Origin of the sequence: Cellulophaga fucicola, assembly GCF_900119145.1 — a bacterium.
Lineage (GTDB): Bacteria > Bacteroidota > Bacteroidia > Flavobacteriales > Flavobacteriaceae > Cellulophaga > Cellulophaga fucicola.
The window spans coordinates 46,660-62,160 of the sequence record NZ_FPIY01000001.1 but is presented as its reverse complement, the minus strand read 5'-3'; the positions used below and the strand labels follow the sequence as shown (position 1 = coordinate 62,160).

The 15,501-nt window shown below is 30.7% G+C and carries 14 protein-coding genes; 12 read left to right on the top strand and 2 right to left on the bottom strand.

Going from position 1 to position 15,501, the window contains the following annotated elements; translation table 11 throughout:
- Position 1 precedes the first annotated feature (1 nt).
- The 12 genes from BT107_RS00295 (at position 2) to BT107_RS00240 (ending at position 12,090) form a co-directional block, all read left to right on the top strand.
- Positions 2 to 1,159, top strand: a complete 1,158-nt coding sequence (locus tag BT107_RS00295) for an ABC transporter substrate-binding protein (protein ID WP_072301771.1) — start codon at positions 2 to 4, stop codon at positions 1,157 to 1,159.
- 1 nt (position 1,160) lies between these two features.
- Positions 1,161 to 2,192, top strand: coding sequence for a FecCD family ABC transporter permease (locus BT107_RS00290; RefSeq protein WP_072302862.1), 1,032 nt, complete (start codon positions 1,161 to 1,163; stop codon positions 2,190 to 2,192).
- Positions 2,193 to 2,217: 25 nt separating this feature from the next.
- The gene (locus BT107_RS00285) at positions 2,218 to 3,018 is read left to right on the top strand and encodes an ABC transporter ATP-binding protein (RefSeq protein WP_342039451.1); all 801 of its coding nucleotides are present in this window, start codon (positions 2,218 to 2,220) and stop codon (positions 3,016 to 3,018) included.
- An 81-nt stretch (positions 3,019 to 3,099) separates the two neighbouring features.
- Positions 3,100 to 4,431 carry a DNA recombination protein RmuC gene (locus tag BT107_RS00280; RefSeq protein WP_072301769.1) on the top strand — a complete coding sequence of 444 codons (1,332 nt, stop codon included), beginning with the start codon at positions 3,100 to 3,102 and terminating at the stop codon, positions 4,429 to 4,431.
- 28 nt (positions 4,432 to 4,459) lie between these two features.
- Positions 4,460 to 4,825 carry a 6-phosphogluconate dehydrogenase gene (locus BT107_RS00275; RefSeq protein WP_072301768.1) on the top strand — a complete coding sequence of 122 codons (366 nt, stop codon included), beginning with the start codon at positions 4,460 to 4,462 and terminating at the stop codon, positions 4,823 to 4,825.
- A gap of 4 nt (positions 4,826 to 4,829) precedes the next feature.
- Complete coding sequence (locus tag BT107_RS00270) at positions 4,830 to 5,372, top strand: acyl-CoA thioesterase (RefSeq protein WP_072301767.1); 543 nt, start codon at positions 4,830 to 4,832, stop codon at positions 5,370 to 5,372.
- A gap of 111 nt (positions 5,373 to 5,483) precedes the next feature.
- On the top strand, positions 5,484 to 6,098 hold the full coding sequence (locus tag BT107_RS00265; RefSeq protein ID WP_072301766.1) for a hypothetical protein: 615 nt from the start codon (positions 5,484 to 5,486) through the stop codon (positions 6,096 to 6,098).
- Positions 6,099 to 6,122: 24 nt separating this feature from the next.
- The gene (locus BT107_RS17635; protein WP_072301765.1) at positions 6,123 to 8,171 is read left to right on the top strand and encodes a WG repeat-containing protein; all 2,049 of its coding nucleotides are present in this window, start codon (positions 6,123 to 6,125) and stop codon (positions 8,169 to 8,171) included.
- A gap of 67 nt (positions 8,172 to 8,238) precedes the next feature.
- Complete coding sequence (locus BT107_RS00255) at positions 8,239 to 9,942, top strand: tetratricopeptide repeat-containing sensor histidine kinase (protein WP_072301764.1); 1,704 nt, start codon at positions 8,239 to 8,241, stop codon at positions 9,940 to 9,942.
- On the top strand, positions 9,935 to 10,669 hold the full coding sequence (locus BT107_RS00250) for a LytR/AlgR family response regulator transcription factor (protein WP_072301763.1): 735 nt from the start codon (positions 9,935 to 9,937) through the stop codon (positions 10,667 to 10,669). The genes BT107_RS00255 and BT107_RS00250 overlap by 8 nt, the downstream gene beginning before the upstream one ends.
- A 122-nt stretch (positions 10,670 to 10,791) precedes the next feature.
- Positions 10,792 to 11,343: a hypothetical protein gene (locus BT107_RS00245; protein WP_072301762.1), complete on the top strand. Its 552-nt coding sequence runs from the start codon at positions 10,792 to 10,794 to the stop codon at positions 11,341 to 11,343.
- A 111-nt stretch (positions 11,344 to 11,454) separates the two neighbouring features.
- Positions 11,455 to 12,090: a DUF1266 domain-containing protein gene (locus tag BT107_RS00240; protein WP_072301761.1), complete on the top strand. Its 636-nt coding sequence runs from the start codon at positions 11,455 to 11,457 to the stop codon at positions 12,088 to 12,090.
- 153 nt (positions 12,091 to 12,243) lie between these two features.
- Here the strand turns inward: BT107_RS00240 and carB are convergent, their stop codons facing one another.
- Entirely contained in the window at positions 12,244 to 15,096 is a 2,853-nt protein-coding gene (gene carB, locus BT107_RS00235) for a carbamoyl-phosphate synthase large subunit (protein WP_072301760.1), read from the bottom strand.
- A gap of 120 nt (positions 15,097 to 15,216) precedes the next feature.
- Complete coding sequence (gene rpmH, locus BT107_RS00230) at positions 15,217 to 15,378, bottom strand: 50S ribosomal protein L34 (protein ID WP_013619748.1); 162 nt, start codon at positions 15,376 to 15,378, stop codon at positions 15,217 to 15,219.
- Positions 15,379 to 15,501: the final 123 nt, after the last annotated feature.

The following is a 15,501-nucleotide window of genomic DNA, read 5'->3' as shown; positions in this document are numbered from 1 at the left end:
AATGAAAATTTTTAAAACTTTTTTTTTAAGTTGCTTTATACTACTTGCAGCTTGTAAAGAAAATAAGCCTGCGCCATTACCAACTTCTCTAAAGCAAGAAGTAAATACTATACCGTTAACCTATGCAAAGGGGTTTAACATAGAAAAACAAGAAAATGGTGTTACAATTTTAAAAATTACCTCTCCTTGGCCAAAAGCAGAATCTGCTTTTACATACGCACTTGTCCCTAAAGAAAAAGCAGCTAGTATTACATTAAATAAAGACGATTATGATGCTATTGTTAGTGTGCCTGTAGAGCGTATTGTTGTAACATCTACAACCCATATTCCGGCATTAGAATCTCTAGGAGTTTTAGATAAATTAGTAGGTTTTCCTAATACAGATTATATTTCATCTCCTAATGCAAGAACACTAATTAACAAAGGAAAAATAGAAGAACTTGGCGTTAACCAATCTCTTAATACAGAAATGGTTATAGCCCTTAATCCAGAGGTTGTTGTTGGTTTTGGCATAGACAATAACAATAAAACATACAGTACTTTACAACGCTCTAATATACCTGTTGTTTTTAATGGTGATTGGACAGAGGAAACACCACTAGGTAAAGCAGAATGGATTAAATTTTTTGCTCCTTTTTTTAATACTGAAGTAAAGGCAGATTCAATCTTTAAAACAATTGAAACAAATTACAATCAAGCTAAAGAACTAGCCAAAAAATCGAGCAACAGACCAAGTGTTTTAACAGGAGGTTTATACAAAGATTTATGGCACGTTGCTGGCGGAAAAAGCTGGATGGCTCAATTTTTAAAAGATGCAAACTCTAATTATTTATGGAGCGATCTAGAGGAAACTGGCGGTATTGGTTTAAGCGTAGAAAGTGTTTTTGACAAAGCTGGTAAAGCAGATTTTTGGATATCTCCTTCTAATAATTCTAGTTATAAAGAAGTTGCTGCATCTAGCGAACATTACACTCAGTTTAATGCGTACAAGAATAAAAAAATATACACAATTACACTTTCTAAAGGAGAAACTGGCGGCGTACTATTTTTTGAACTTGCTCCAAATAGGCCAGACTTAGTATTAAAAGATCTTATTTCTATTTTTCATCCAGATGTTTTGCCAGACTATAAGACTACCTTTTTTAAACCATTGCAATAACGTGTTAACAACCAAATCCTATAAATTAACTTTTTTACTATTACTTGTTTTACTGGTAATATGCTTCTGCATTAGTATAAGTTTTGGTTCTGTAAGCATACCGTTTTCAGATACATTAAGTGCAATTTTTGGAGGTGATTTGCAAAAAGAATCCTGGGGTTATATTATTAGAAATTACAGAATACCAAAAGCTATTACTGCTATACTAGCTGGTGGTGGTTTGGCGTTAAGTGGTTTGTTAATGCAAACACTATTTAGAAACCCTTTGGCGGGCCCTTTTGTACTTGGTATTAGTTCTGGCGCAAGTTTAGGAGCTGCCATTTTAATTATGGGCTCTTCTGTATTATCTGGAATTATTACTTTTGGTATAGTAACAAATGTTACACTTGCTATAGCTTCTAGCGCTGGTAGTTTTTTAGTATTATTAGCCGTTATGGTTGTTGCATCTAAAGTAAAAGACACAATGGCACTATTAATTATAGGATTAATGTTTGGGAGCATCACTGCTGCAATTGTAAGTGTTCTTTCTTATTTTACAGATGCAGAACAATTACAACAATATATCTACTGGTCTTTTGGTAGTCTTGGTAATTTAACTTGGACACAACTTGGACTATTAAGCGCTATAATTGGCTTAGGTGTTAGCTTAAGTATATTTGCCATAAAATCTTTAAATGCCTTTTTATTAGGCGAAAATTATGCCCGTAGCCTTGGTGTTAACATAAAGAAACAACGTTTTTTAATTATTTTAGCAACAGGTTTATTAGCCGGAAGCATAACAGCTTTTGCAGGACCAATTGCTTTTATAGGCTTGGCAGTACCACATTTAACTCGCCAAATTTTTAATACAACCAACCATAAAATATTAATACCAGCTGTACTATTATATGGCGCTATTTTAATGCTCCTGTGTGATACCATTGCACAAATACCTTCCAGTGCTTATGTATTACCAATAAATGCTATTACATCTATTATTGGTGCTCCTGTTGTAATTTGGTTATTGGTACGCAAAAAGAAAATGGTATTTTAAAGATTGATTAAAACAGAATAAAAAAATAAAAAACATCAAAAAAGAAGAACAACATATAGCACTACAAGTAACAAACCTAAGTGTTGGTTACAGCTCTAAGAAAAAACAAATTGTTATTTCTAAGGATATTAATTTTGCGTTACAAAAAGGAGAATTAACGGCTATTGTTGGTGTAAATGGCATAGGGAAATCTACATTACTACGTACATTAGGCAATGTACAACCTAAACTAAGCGGCACTATTTATATAGATAATTTGTTATTAGAATCTTACAAAACAGAACTATTAGCATCTAAAATAAGTGTTGTTTTAACAGAGAAAATAGCATCTAAAAATTTAACAGCATTAGAGGTTATTGCTTTAGGAAGACAGCCATACACAAACTGGATAGGTACCTTAACAACAACCGACAAACAAAAAATTACAGAAGCTATTTCTTTGGTTCAAATTGAAGAGTTACAACATAAAAAATGTTACGAACTTAGTGACGGACAATTACAAAAAGTAATGATTGCTAGAGCCTTGGCACAAGACACCTCTATTATTTTACTAGACGAGCCAACTTCTCATTTAGACTTGTACCACAAAGCAACAATTCTTAAACTATTAAAAAACATAGCGCATAAAACCAAAAAGACTATTCTGTTTACGACTCACGAAATAGAAGTTGCATTACAATTATGCGATAAAATCTTGATTTTAGATAAAAACACAAGTCATTTTAACACTCCAGCAGCTCTTATTGCTGCAAAAAAGTTTGATGCTCTTTTTCCTAAAGATACTATTACTTTTAATCCAGAAAGTGGTTCTTTTAAAGTAGTCTAAATTTTTTATCAGTTTCTAAAAACTATAAAGAAAACAAAAGACAAAACGTTTATCTTTACTTTTTATAGACACTAGAACTTTATGACCGATTTTTTAATTTACTTTTTAGTTGCCATTTTATGCCTTACCGCAGGTTACTTTTTAGGTAATTATATTCAGAACCTTAAAACAAAATCTAGCCAAAGTGCTCTATTAGAAAGAGAATCTATATTAAAGCAAAACTTGACTACATTAGAAAATAAACTATTATCTCTAGAAGATGAAAAAAACTCTTTGCGCGAAGACAAAGAGTTACTTGGAAATAGAATTACAAGATACCAAGCAGATTTAGAAAACCTTGAACTTAAGAATACAGAACAAAAACAAGAAGTAGAGCAGCTTCAAGAAAAGTTTACCAAAGAGTTTGAAAACTTAGCAAATAAGATTTTAGATGAAAAAAGCACCAAGTTTACAGAGCAAAATCAAGTAAACATTAAAAATATTTTACATCCGCTACAAGAAAAAATTCTGTTGTTTGAGAAGAAAGTTGAAGAAAGTCAGAAAGAGAACATTAGCATACATTCTGCTTTAAAAGAACAATTACTAAACTTACAGAGTCAGAATCTTAAAATTACCCAGGAAGCAGAAAACTTAACTAAAGCATTAAAAGGCGATAGTAAAATGCAAGGAAACTGGGGAGAACTTGTGCTAGAACGTGTACTAGAGAAATCTGGATTAGAAAAAGATAGAGAGTATACTGTACAACAAAGTTTTACCAGAGAAGATGGTTCTAGAGTATTACCAGACGTTATTATTAATTTACCCGATAATAAAAAAATGGTAGTAGATTCTAAAGTATCTTTAACCGCTTATGAGCGCTATGTAAATGCAGATGATGAAACTGACAGAGAGCAATTTTTAAAAGAACATATTACATCTCTGCGTAAACACGTAGATCAATTATCTGCAAAAAAGTACGAAGATTTATACGAAATGGAAAGTCCAGATTTTGTATTGCTTTTTGTACCTATAGAACCAGCATTTGCAATAGCCATTAATAATGATAACAGCTTATACAACAAGGCTTTTGAACAGAACATTGTTATAGTTACCCCATCTACTCTACTTGCTACTTTACGTACTATAGATACTATGTGGAATAACGAAAAACAACAGCGTAATGCCATACAAATTGCCAAACAAGCAGGTGCTTTGTATGATAAGTTTGAGGGATTTGTTGGCGATTTAACTAGAGTTGGCAAAAAAATGGACGAGGCTAAAACCGAGTACAAAGGTGCTATGAATAAGTTAGTAGAAGGCCGCGGAAACATTGTAACTTCTATAGAAAAACTGAAGAAAATGGGCGCCAAAGCTAAAAAATCTATTCCTGAGCCAATTTTAAATAGAGCATTAGATAACCACGAAGAATTATAAACAAAAACAACCATTATACTTTTATAAAATGAAAAAAGCATTAATTATTACCTTATTACTTATTGTTGCTGTATTTGCGGCTATATATGCCTTTATATATTATGTACCTATTAGTGAGGGGTACAGATCTGGCGAATTAATAAAATTTAGCCACAAAGGTGTTATTGTTAAAACCTGGGAAGGAGAAATAAGTCAAGGAATATCTGGAGCACAGATATTCTCTTTTTCGGTTTTAGATAAGGACGTAGATATTATAGACAAATTAAAAGAGTACCAAGGTAACTATGTAAAAGTTACCTATGTGGAGCGTTACGCAACTTTTTCTTGGTTAGGTGACACTAAATATTTTATTACAGAAGTAACAAAAGAAAAATCTCCACACGTTAGAAATTAAGACTATGAAAAAATTTAAAACGGCTAAAGAATCTAAAGTTTCTATAACAGAATTAATGTTACCTGCACACTCTAATTTTGGAGGTAAAGTGCACGGTGGTTATATTTTAAATCTAATGGACCAAATTGCATTTGCTTGTGCCTCTAAACACTCTAGAGGCTACTGTGTAACTGCATCTGTAAACAGAGTAGATTTTTTAAACCCTATAGAAGTAGGAGAATTAGTTACACTTAAAGCATCTATAAACTATACAGGAAGAACCTCTATGGTTGTTGGTGTTAGAGTAGAGTCTGAAAATATTACTACAGGAGAAAAAAAACACTGTAATTCGTCTTATTTTACAATGGTTGCAAAAGATGCAGATGGTAAAAGTTTAGTAGTACCAGGTCTTTTAGTAGAAGACAAACAAGGTATACGTAGATTTGCACGTAGTATTAGACGTAAAGAGCAAGCTTTTAAAAGAAGTAACACTTTTGAGTCTTCTAACTTTAAGATGGAAGATTTTTTAGACACCTTAGAATCTGAAAACATTAAAATTGCACTTTAGTTTAAATCTTAAAAGCAATCAAATATTAATTAACTATAGTCAAATATATATTGATATATAGGTATTTTAATATGCTTGTCTACATTTATCAAAAATTTAAAAATTAGATAAATGCAACAATTCATAATTAATCCTAAAGCAACATATATTAAAAACATAGCACTAACAGATGCTACAATTAGGGTATCTGACGAGGATTATAAAACTATAGAAGCTTTTACAACAGAATTAGATTCCGATAAAAAAGGACTACTAAACACACAACATACATTTAGCTATACCGATATTTTAAAAATTGTTCCTTTTGCAGCAGAACAAGGGTTTCAAGTATTTTTTACTGAAAAAGGGAAGAAAGAAAAAGTGTATTTGGATTTTGCTACACAAGAAGAATATCAATCTACACTAGACACCATAGTTTCTAGTGCAAGTTTAACAAAAAATACAGAGCAGAAAAAAACCAAGGCTTGGGTTAAACCTAGTATATATTCTCTAATCGCAGCAATTCTTACTTTTGCTTGTTATTCTAGTGCTTTAAAATTAGAAGCAGGAGAAAACATAAGTGTGTCTGGATCTAGAAGAGGATTAAAAAAAATACTTATATCAATTTCTGAAACTTTAGGATCTACCAATACACTAATATTAGGAACTCTTATTACATTAGTATTTATCTTTTTTGCCATAAAGTCTTATAAAAAGAGTACTCTAGAGCAAGAAATTTATAGCTAAACCACCACAACTAAAATAAAATTTATGCTTAAAAATGTAATAGTACCATTAGCTTTAATTATTGGTATTTGCTCTTGTACTTCACAGAAAAAACCATTAAAGAATATAGACAAGGACAATCCGTTAATAAAAGCCATAGATACTTTAACTCTAGCCGAAGCTAAAAAACTTCTAGAAGAGGAAAACCAAGGTATTACTATGCTACTAAATTTTTCTAGTATAAATTTAGAATTATCGGTAGAGACATCTCAGAAAAAAGACACTACTATTTTTAATAAAAATCCATATAAAATTTACTCAAAGGATACCATAGATAAACACATTTCAGATTTTACAAATGAGATTATATTTGAGCAAAAAATAATACCTCCTAACTCTACATTAAGGTTTGGTGGTTATAGTACTTCAGATTTAAAATTAAAATCTATTGAAGAGCATTGGGATAAAATTGATAATCCAATAAAATTACAAATAGAAAAAAAATTCCTTTCTGATAAAACAACTGTAGCAGATACAGCCACGACTACTGTAAACTCCAACGGATACCTAGTTCATAATTTTTCTTCTGCTAAAAATATAGACAGTTTAAATGTTAACTTTATTTACAGTGTACCAAATATTAAAGAATATATAATAGACGCTTCTACAACAGAAGTTGATACCATTGTTATAAGTTATAAAAAAGTAGATTACAACAAGGTACAGATTACATATCCCTCTTATTTAGAAGATAATATTGTATCTATTGAAGCAATACATAAAAATGGCGAAATTTTAGAAGAAAAAGGGATTTCTAGTAATTCTAAACCTACTGAAGAAATGCTATCTTATTTAAAAGATGTAAAGTCTATCTTTTCTAAAACAATTAAAAAAATTGATAATAATAAGATTAAAACAAAAGAAGATTTAAAAAACAGTTTATTACAAACCGTACCAGAAACACCTATAAACTCACGTACAACCTATACTACTTATTCTGCTAAAGGAGAGATAGATAAAATAAAGCTGTTTATTAATAAAGGCAAACCAACATTAAACACAAAAAAAGTAACCATAAAACCACCTAGCTACAAAAAATCTAATTTTGGTTATTATATAGCACAAGACAGTACCACAAATAAAAGCGGTTTTGTTAATGCTGCTGGTAATTGGGTTATTAGGCCTACGTTCAACGACTTAGAATACGTTTTAGATTATTATTACTACACAGAGGACACAGACTACACTAGAGAATATCTTTGGCTAAATACTACAAACAATACTCTAGAGAAAATAGATTATGTATTATATAGATATGAAATATATGATGGTAACATTGTTATTACAGAAAAAGAAGTTAATGGACCTAAAGGTCTAATTAATGCAAAAACAGGTAAAGTATTATTACCTAATATTTATAATAATATTTACCACGAAAAGGGCTATTTTAACGTTTATAATAATCGTAAAACTAGTCTTTATAATAAATACGGAAAACAAATATTACCAGAAAGGTTTAATAGAATAACGGTTTTAGAAAATAGTTTTATAACTGAAATTGATAATGAAAATGGTATAAGCAACACTGATATATATACCCTAACAGGAAAAAACATTACCAATGGTAGATGGCAAAATTTTGAAGGTGACTTTGGTAAAGCGGGTCTTATACTTGCCGCTAAAAACTATATAAAAGACAATGTAAATTATACAGATAAGGATGCCTTTATTAATGAAAACGGAAAAGTAATTATTGACTTAAAAGAGTACCAATGGGCAGATATTTTTTCTAATGGCCTAGCTGCTGTAAAGGAAAAAGGAAGTAATTTATATGGCTATATTAATACAAAAGGAGAAGTTGTTATTCCCTTTGAATATGAAAGCGCTAAATATTTTCAAGAAAAATACGCTTATGTAGAAAAAAACAACACAGCATATCTAATAGATAAAAACAACAAAGTTTTTAAAAAGTTTCCAGATACAGCAAACTCAATGACGTTAAGCACCGATAGTAATAATGCTACATATAGCCTATATAATGGTGAAACTTACAATGCGGAGGGCGAATTATTAAAAAAAGGAAAAAATAATTAATATTTCTAAAAACATATTGTAGATAATTACAAGCATTTGGTTATATTCAATTTTGTTAAACCAATCTATGAAGCAGTTAAAAACCATAATTTTATTTTTCTTATGCGTTGTAATATATCAACCTATAAAAGCACAGCAAACACTAGAAGAATTATTTAATTCTAGAGAGTATTATGTAGTTATAGATACGCTTAGCAAAAAAAAAGAAACACAAAAACTTAGTTTAGACGAGCTCTTTTATCTTACTAAATCTTATGGAAGAACAAGACAGTATTCTAATGGATTGGTATTTTCTAATAAAATGACAAAGGAGGCTATGCGTTTAAAAGATACAACCAATTTGGTTAGAGCTTTTAATCTAATGGCAGAAAATCTTATCGATTTAAATGAAATTCAAAAAGGAATTGAGTATTGCGAAAAGGTAGCTCCTATTTTTAGAGAAAAAGATTCTATTGCTTACCAAAGTCTATGTTTTAAATGGGGAATGTTGTATTATCATAATGATGATTTTAAAAAAGCTCATAAAATATACAACAATATTACATACCCTAAATATAGAAAACTATCGTTATTTACAAATAATTATGCGTTAACCCTAATGGGGCTAGAAAAGTGGGATGAAGCCATTGTATACCTTAAAAAAACATTAAAACAGTCTGATGATAGAAACCATAATGTACACTACTCTAACATTGGCTTAGCATATATAAGAAAAGGAAGCTGGAAAAATGCAAAAATGTACTTAGATTCAGCTGCTATGTCACTAACAGAAAGCTCTACTCTCTACAATAAAAAAAGCTTGTACGAGCATTATTTTGATTTGTATAGATCTCAAAATAAACTAATTGAAGCTTCTGGATATTTAGATTATATAGAAGATACTAATGAAGAGATTTTTAGACAAAAAATTAGTGAAAAAATACACGCTTTAGAAAGCTCTGATAAACAACTAAAAGTTGCAAATAGACGAGAAACTACTTTAATAAAGCAAGTAAAAGTTATAGATAACCGTTTAGAAATTGCTGAAAAGCAAAAAATATGGGGTGCCTTTTTATTACTTTTATTAACCGTTGCCCTACTTTCTGCTTTATTTGTTTTTAAATATCGAAACATAAAAACAGCCCACGAACATATACAAACAGAACAACGTTTGTTGCGCTCACAAATGACTCCTCATTTTATTTTTAATAGTTTGTCTGTTCTACAAGGGATGATCCTAAACAAGGAAGACAAAAAAGCAATTATTTATCTATCTAAATTTTCTAAACTTTTACGTTTAATCTTAGAAAACTCTAGAGAAAAACTTGTACCATTAAAACAAGAGTTAAAAGCGCTACAAAACTATATTGACTTACAAAATATGAGAGGTCAGAATGGTTTTAATTATAGCTTAATAGTTGATGAAAAATTAAATAACATAAACGTTCTTGTACCTCCAATGTTAATGCAACCATTTGTAGAAAATGCCATAGAACACGGCTTTAAAAACAATATGGAAAACGCAGAGATATCACTAAAAATTAGTTTAGAAGATAACAAACTAGTCTGCTTAATTAAAGACAACGGTTTAGGTATTAATGCAACCAAGCAAAATACTAATAGTAAAAAGAAGTCTTTATCTACACAGATAACGGCAGAACGCCTAAAAATTATTTCTAAAGAATTAAAAGTAGAAACTGGCGTTATAATAGAAGATAGATCAATTTACAAAGAACAAGGAACACTTGTTACACTTACTTTACCATATAAAATAGAACCAGAAGATGCTTAAAGCTTTAATAGTAGAAGACGAACTTTATATTAGAAAAGGGTTATTAGCAATGATAACTTCTTTAGAAAAAGATATAACAATATTAGGAGAATGCGAATCTGTAAAAGAAGCAGTTGTTGTTGCAAATGCTTGTAATCCAGATTTAATTTTTTTAGACATAAACCTTATAGATGGTAATGCTTTCGATTTTTTAGAGCAAACCACCAACTTAAATTATAATGTAATATTTATTACTGCGTACGAGCAGTATGCGCTACAAGCATTAAAAAACGGTGCTGTAGATTATATTTTAAAACCCGTAGATATTGAAGAGTTAGAGGCTGCAATAGACAAAGCTATAACTACAAATACAGAAACACAGCAAGAACAATTGCAAGTTGTTAAAAATGAAATGCTTGGTCGCAAAAAAGAAAAACTGATTTTACGCTTACAAGAAGGCTTACAAATTATAGAATTTAAACATTTAACACATTGCAAGTCTGATAAAGGATATACTACATTCTATTTGTCTAACGGAAAATCTTATATCGCATCTAAACCAATTAAGGAGTTTGAAGATCAGTTCCCTGAAGATCGTTTTATGCGTACACACCAATCTTATGTTGTTAATTTAGATTTTATAGATAAGTATGATAAAAACGGATATATTTTTCTAAAATCAGGAGAACAAATTCCAGTTTCTGCACGCCGTAAGACAGAGTTTGTAGAACGCTTACTAAACAACTAACCGCTTTTAGCTTCAAATATAAACTGATCGTTAACTAATATAGATTCTTCATATACATAACCGCCTTTAGATTATACATTTACTCCTAAATTAAGAGTAAATACTCTTTAGCAAAAATGATAATGAAACTAAAATCTATTTTACCTATACTCCTACTCTTTATATTCTTTTCTTGCAAAGAAAAAGTATATAAAGCTAATGCAGATGGGTTTGTACAGATTGAAGAAGTTCTTAAAAATAAATTTGGAGAAGACGCGCTATACACAGATTTAATATTACAAAATTACCAAGAAAAAGGAATCCAAGTTGATGCTACTGTTACAAATACTCCTGAATCTTTAAGTATGGAAGGTTGGTCGTTCAAGGATAATGCTTGGGCACAACTTTCAGAAATTTCTTTAAAATTAGAAGAAGGTAAAATAGAAAACTATATGTTTTCTCTACAAAAAGAAATAGATATTAGCTCTCTAGACAGCTTAGTTAAGAGAGCTATAAAGACTGGTAACGAAAACAGTCCTAAAGAAGATTTATTTCTTCATAAAATAGTTATCTCCTCTCCTATAGACGGCAACAAGTCTGGGTTAGAATACCAAATACAATTAAAATCTAAAATAGATAGCACAACATCTAACTATTATTATTTAGCTAACGTAGCGCTAAACGGTCTAAACTAAAAACGAATATGAATTAACTCTAGACAAATATTTATTGTCTAAACTAATTACAACTGTCTCGTCATAAATTAGCGTATATATTAAAATAAGTCCTATTCAAAATTAAAAATTATGAAAAAAGTAAAACAACTTAAATTAGCTGCTATCTATTGCATAGCAATATTTAGTGCTGTTTCTTGCTCTAAAAGCGAACAATTAAAAGACGAACAACTAAGCAGTTTTATGCTTGGTGGTATATATTTTATTCACGGATACGGCGGTGTTGGTGATGTAGAAGCTATGATGAGTAATGCTGGTTATACTACAAATGAAGAGTTAGTTAGTGGTTATAAAGAAATATTTGAATTTCCTTTTGAAAAATCTGATGCTGCAGGAGCTAAAAGAATGCTTAAAAGCGCTTGGGATATTACAAGCAAAGAATCTTTATTAGAGTCGCTTGAAGAATTAAAAACTAGAGATTACACATACAAATCTTGGGATTATGCTAGAGTTACTAATAACGTTTGTATGGGGTACGCATCTGGCTATATAACTAAAGAAGAATCTTTAGAAATTTTATCTGAAACATTGGTTATTGCTAAAGAGAAATACACAGATTGGGATACTTACTTCTCAGATTTTGAAAAAGGAAGAGTTGAATGGAATTCTAATGATCCAGAAAAAGAATCTTATGAAACTTTAGCAAAAACTATTACTAAAGGAGAGAAATCTATTTACAATATACTACCTCTTAATTTACAAGAGTAGAACAACAAACCCCAACTTAAGGGAAGAGATTTTTCTCTCCCTTTTGGGATAAAAAAATAAGACTACCAAACCCCACATTTAGATTAGTTAATAAATAAAAATCCCCATTAGAGTAATTTCTAATGGGGATTTTTTATTTGTAAAAACTTTACACTATTTGCTTAAGTACATTTTACGTCTTGCATATAAGTTGTAAAACTCATCATCTTTTAAACTATCTATAAACAAGATGCTTTCTCCAGTACTCTTCATCTCTGGACCTAAATTCTTGTTTACATTAGGAAATTTATTGAAAGAAAAAACAGGTTGCTTAATTGCAAAACCTTCTAATTGAGGGTTAAAATTAAAGTCTTTTACTTTTTTCTCTCCTAACATTACCTTTGTAGCGTAATTTACATACGGTTCTTTGTATGCTTTTGCTATAAAAGGAACTGTTCTAGATGCTCTAGGATTGGCCTCTATAATGTATACCATATCATCCTTAATAGCAAACTGTATGTTTATTAAACCTACTGTATTTAATGCTAATGCTATCTTTTTAGTATGGTCTTTTATTTGCTGCATTACAAACTCACCCAAATTAAAAGGTGGTAATGTTGCATTAGAATCTCCTGAGTGTACACCACAAGGTTCTATATGCTCCATAATGCCTATAATGTAAACATCTTCCCCGTCACAAATAGCATCTGCCTCTGCCTCTATTGCACCATCTAAGTAGTGATCTAAAAGAAGTTTATTTCCTGGAATAGATTTTAATAAATTAACAACGTGCTCTTCTAGCTCTGCTTTGTTTATTACAATTTTCATTCCTTGACCTCCTAATACATAAGATGGTCTAACTAATAACGGAAAGTCTAACTCGTCTGCTAATTCTAAAGCCTCATCTGCAGTTTCTGCTATACCGTACTTAGGAAAAGGTATATTATTCTCTAATAACATTTTAGAGAAACTACCTCTGTCTTCAGCTAAATCTAAAGATTCAAAACTAGTTCCTATAATTTTTATACCATATTTAGATAATTTTTCTGCAAGCTTTAAAGCTGTTTGTCCGCCTAATTGTACAATAACACCTTCTGGTTTTTCATGCTGAATAATATCATAAATATGCTCCCAGAAAACTGGTTCAAAATATAATTTGTCAGCTGTATCAAAATCGGTAGAAACCGTTTCTGGGTTACAGTTAATCATTATAGTCTCGTAACCACATTCTGCAGCTGCTAAAACACCGTGCACACAGCAATAATCAAATTCTATACCTTGCCCTATTCTGTTTGGTCCAGAACCTAGTACTACAACTTTTTTCTTATCACTTACAACACTATCATTCTGTACATAACGTTTACCGTCTGGAGTTTCTATCTCTTCTTCAAAAGTAGAGTAGTAATAAGGTGTCATTGCCTTAAATTCTGCAGCACAAGTATCTACTAATTTAAATACTCTGTTTATGCCTTGTGCAGAACGTTTTTTATGTACTTCACTCTCGTAACAGTCTAACATATGTGCTATTTGTCTGTCTGCAAAACCTTTTTGCTTTGCTTCTAACAATAACTCTCTTGGTAAACTTTCTACTGTGTACTTAGAAATTTCTTTTTCTAGGTGATGTAATTCTTCATACTGACGTAAGAACCACATATCTATTTTAGTTATTTCATGAATTCTACTTAAAGGAATTCCTAACTGTATTGCATCATATATAACAAAAACTCTGTCCCAGCTTGGTACTGTAAGTTTTTGTATTATTTGGTCATAATCTTTATAACCTTTACCATCTGCACCTAAACCATTACGTTTAATTTCTAAAGACTGTGTTGCCTTGTGCAATGCTTCTTGAAAAGAACGGCCAATACCCATAACTTCACCTACAGATTTCATCTGTAAACCTAAAGTTCTATCAGACCCTTCAAATTTATCAAAATTCCAACGTGGTATTTTTACAATAACATAATCTAAAGTAGGCTCAAATAAAGCAGATGTAGATTTAGTAATTTGGTTATCTAATTCATCTAAGTTATAACCAATAGCTAATTTAGAAGCTATTTTAGCAATAGGATACCCTGTTGCTTTAGATGCTAATGCAGATGATCTAGAAACCCTTGGGTTAATTTCAATTGCGATAATATCTTCTTTTTCATCCGGACTAACTGCAAACTGCACATTACAACCACCTGCAAAGTCACCAATACTACGCATCATATGGATAGCCATATCTCGCATTCTTTGGTAAGTAGCATCAGACAATGTCATAGCAGGAGCTACAGTTATAGAATCTCCTGTATGTATCCCCATAGGATCCATATTTTCTATAGCACAAATAATAACAACGTTATCATTTTTATCACGTAATAACTCTAATTCGTATTCTTTCCAACCTAGTAATGCTTTATCAATCATTACTTCATGTATAGGAGAAATCTCTAATCCTACACTAAGTAACTCATCAAAATCTTCTGGTTTGTAAACTATAGAAGCTCCTGCACCACCTAAAGTATAAGAAGCTCTAATTACTAACGGAAAACCAAATTCCTGAGCTATTTCTTTACCCTTTAAAAAAGAAGTTGCTGTTGCTTGTGGCGCCATACCAACACCAATTTTAAGCATTAGCTCTCTAAATTTTTCGCGATCTTCTGTAATATTAATAGCGTCTATATCTACACCTATTATCTCTACATTAAAATCTTCCCAAATTCCTTTTTCGTCTGCCTCTATACACAGATTTAATGCAGTTTGCCCACCCATTGTTGGCAAAACAGCATCTATATTTGGATGATTTTTTAAGATTTCTATAATAGATTTTGTTGTCAATGGTTTTAAGTACACATGATCCGCCATTGTTGGATCTGTCATAATTGTAGCTGGGTTGCTATTAATTAAGATTGTCTCTATTCCATCTTCACGCAAAGAACGTAATGCTTGTGAACCAGAATAATCAAATTCACATGCTTGCCCTATTACTATTGGTCCAGAACCTATTATTAAAATAGATTTAATGTCTTCTCTTTTCGGCATTGTAACTTATTTTATTGTTTTGGGTGTAATTAAAAACGTAGTATACGTACGATTAGGTCAAAAAAAAGGTGCTACTTTTAAAAAAGTAACACCTTTATTATTTTATAATATATATAATCATTATTTCTTATGTCTCAACTCAGAAGATACAGTAAGTTTTTTTCTACCCTTAGCTCTTCTTCTTGCTAAAACTTTTCTACCGTTTACAGAAGCCATACGCTCTCTAAAACCGTGTTTATTTTTTCTCTTTCTCTTTGATGGTTGAAACGTTCTTTTCGGCATACTAGAATATCTTTATAATAATGTAATGTAAAATCTTAACTTTAATTCTGCTCTATAAAAGCTGGGCGCAAATATACAAAGAGTTTTTTCATTAGCAAACCTAATTAATAAAATATTTTAGTT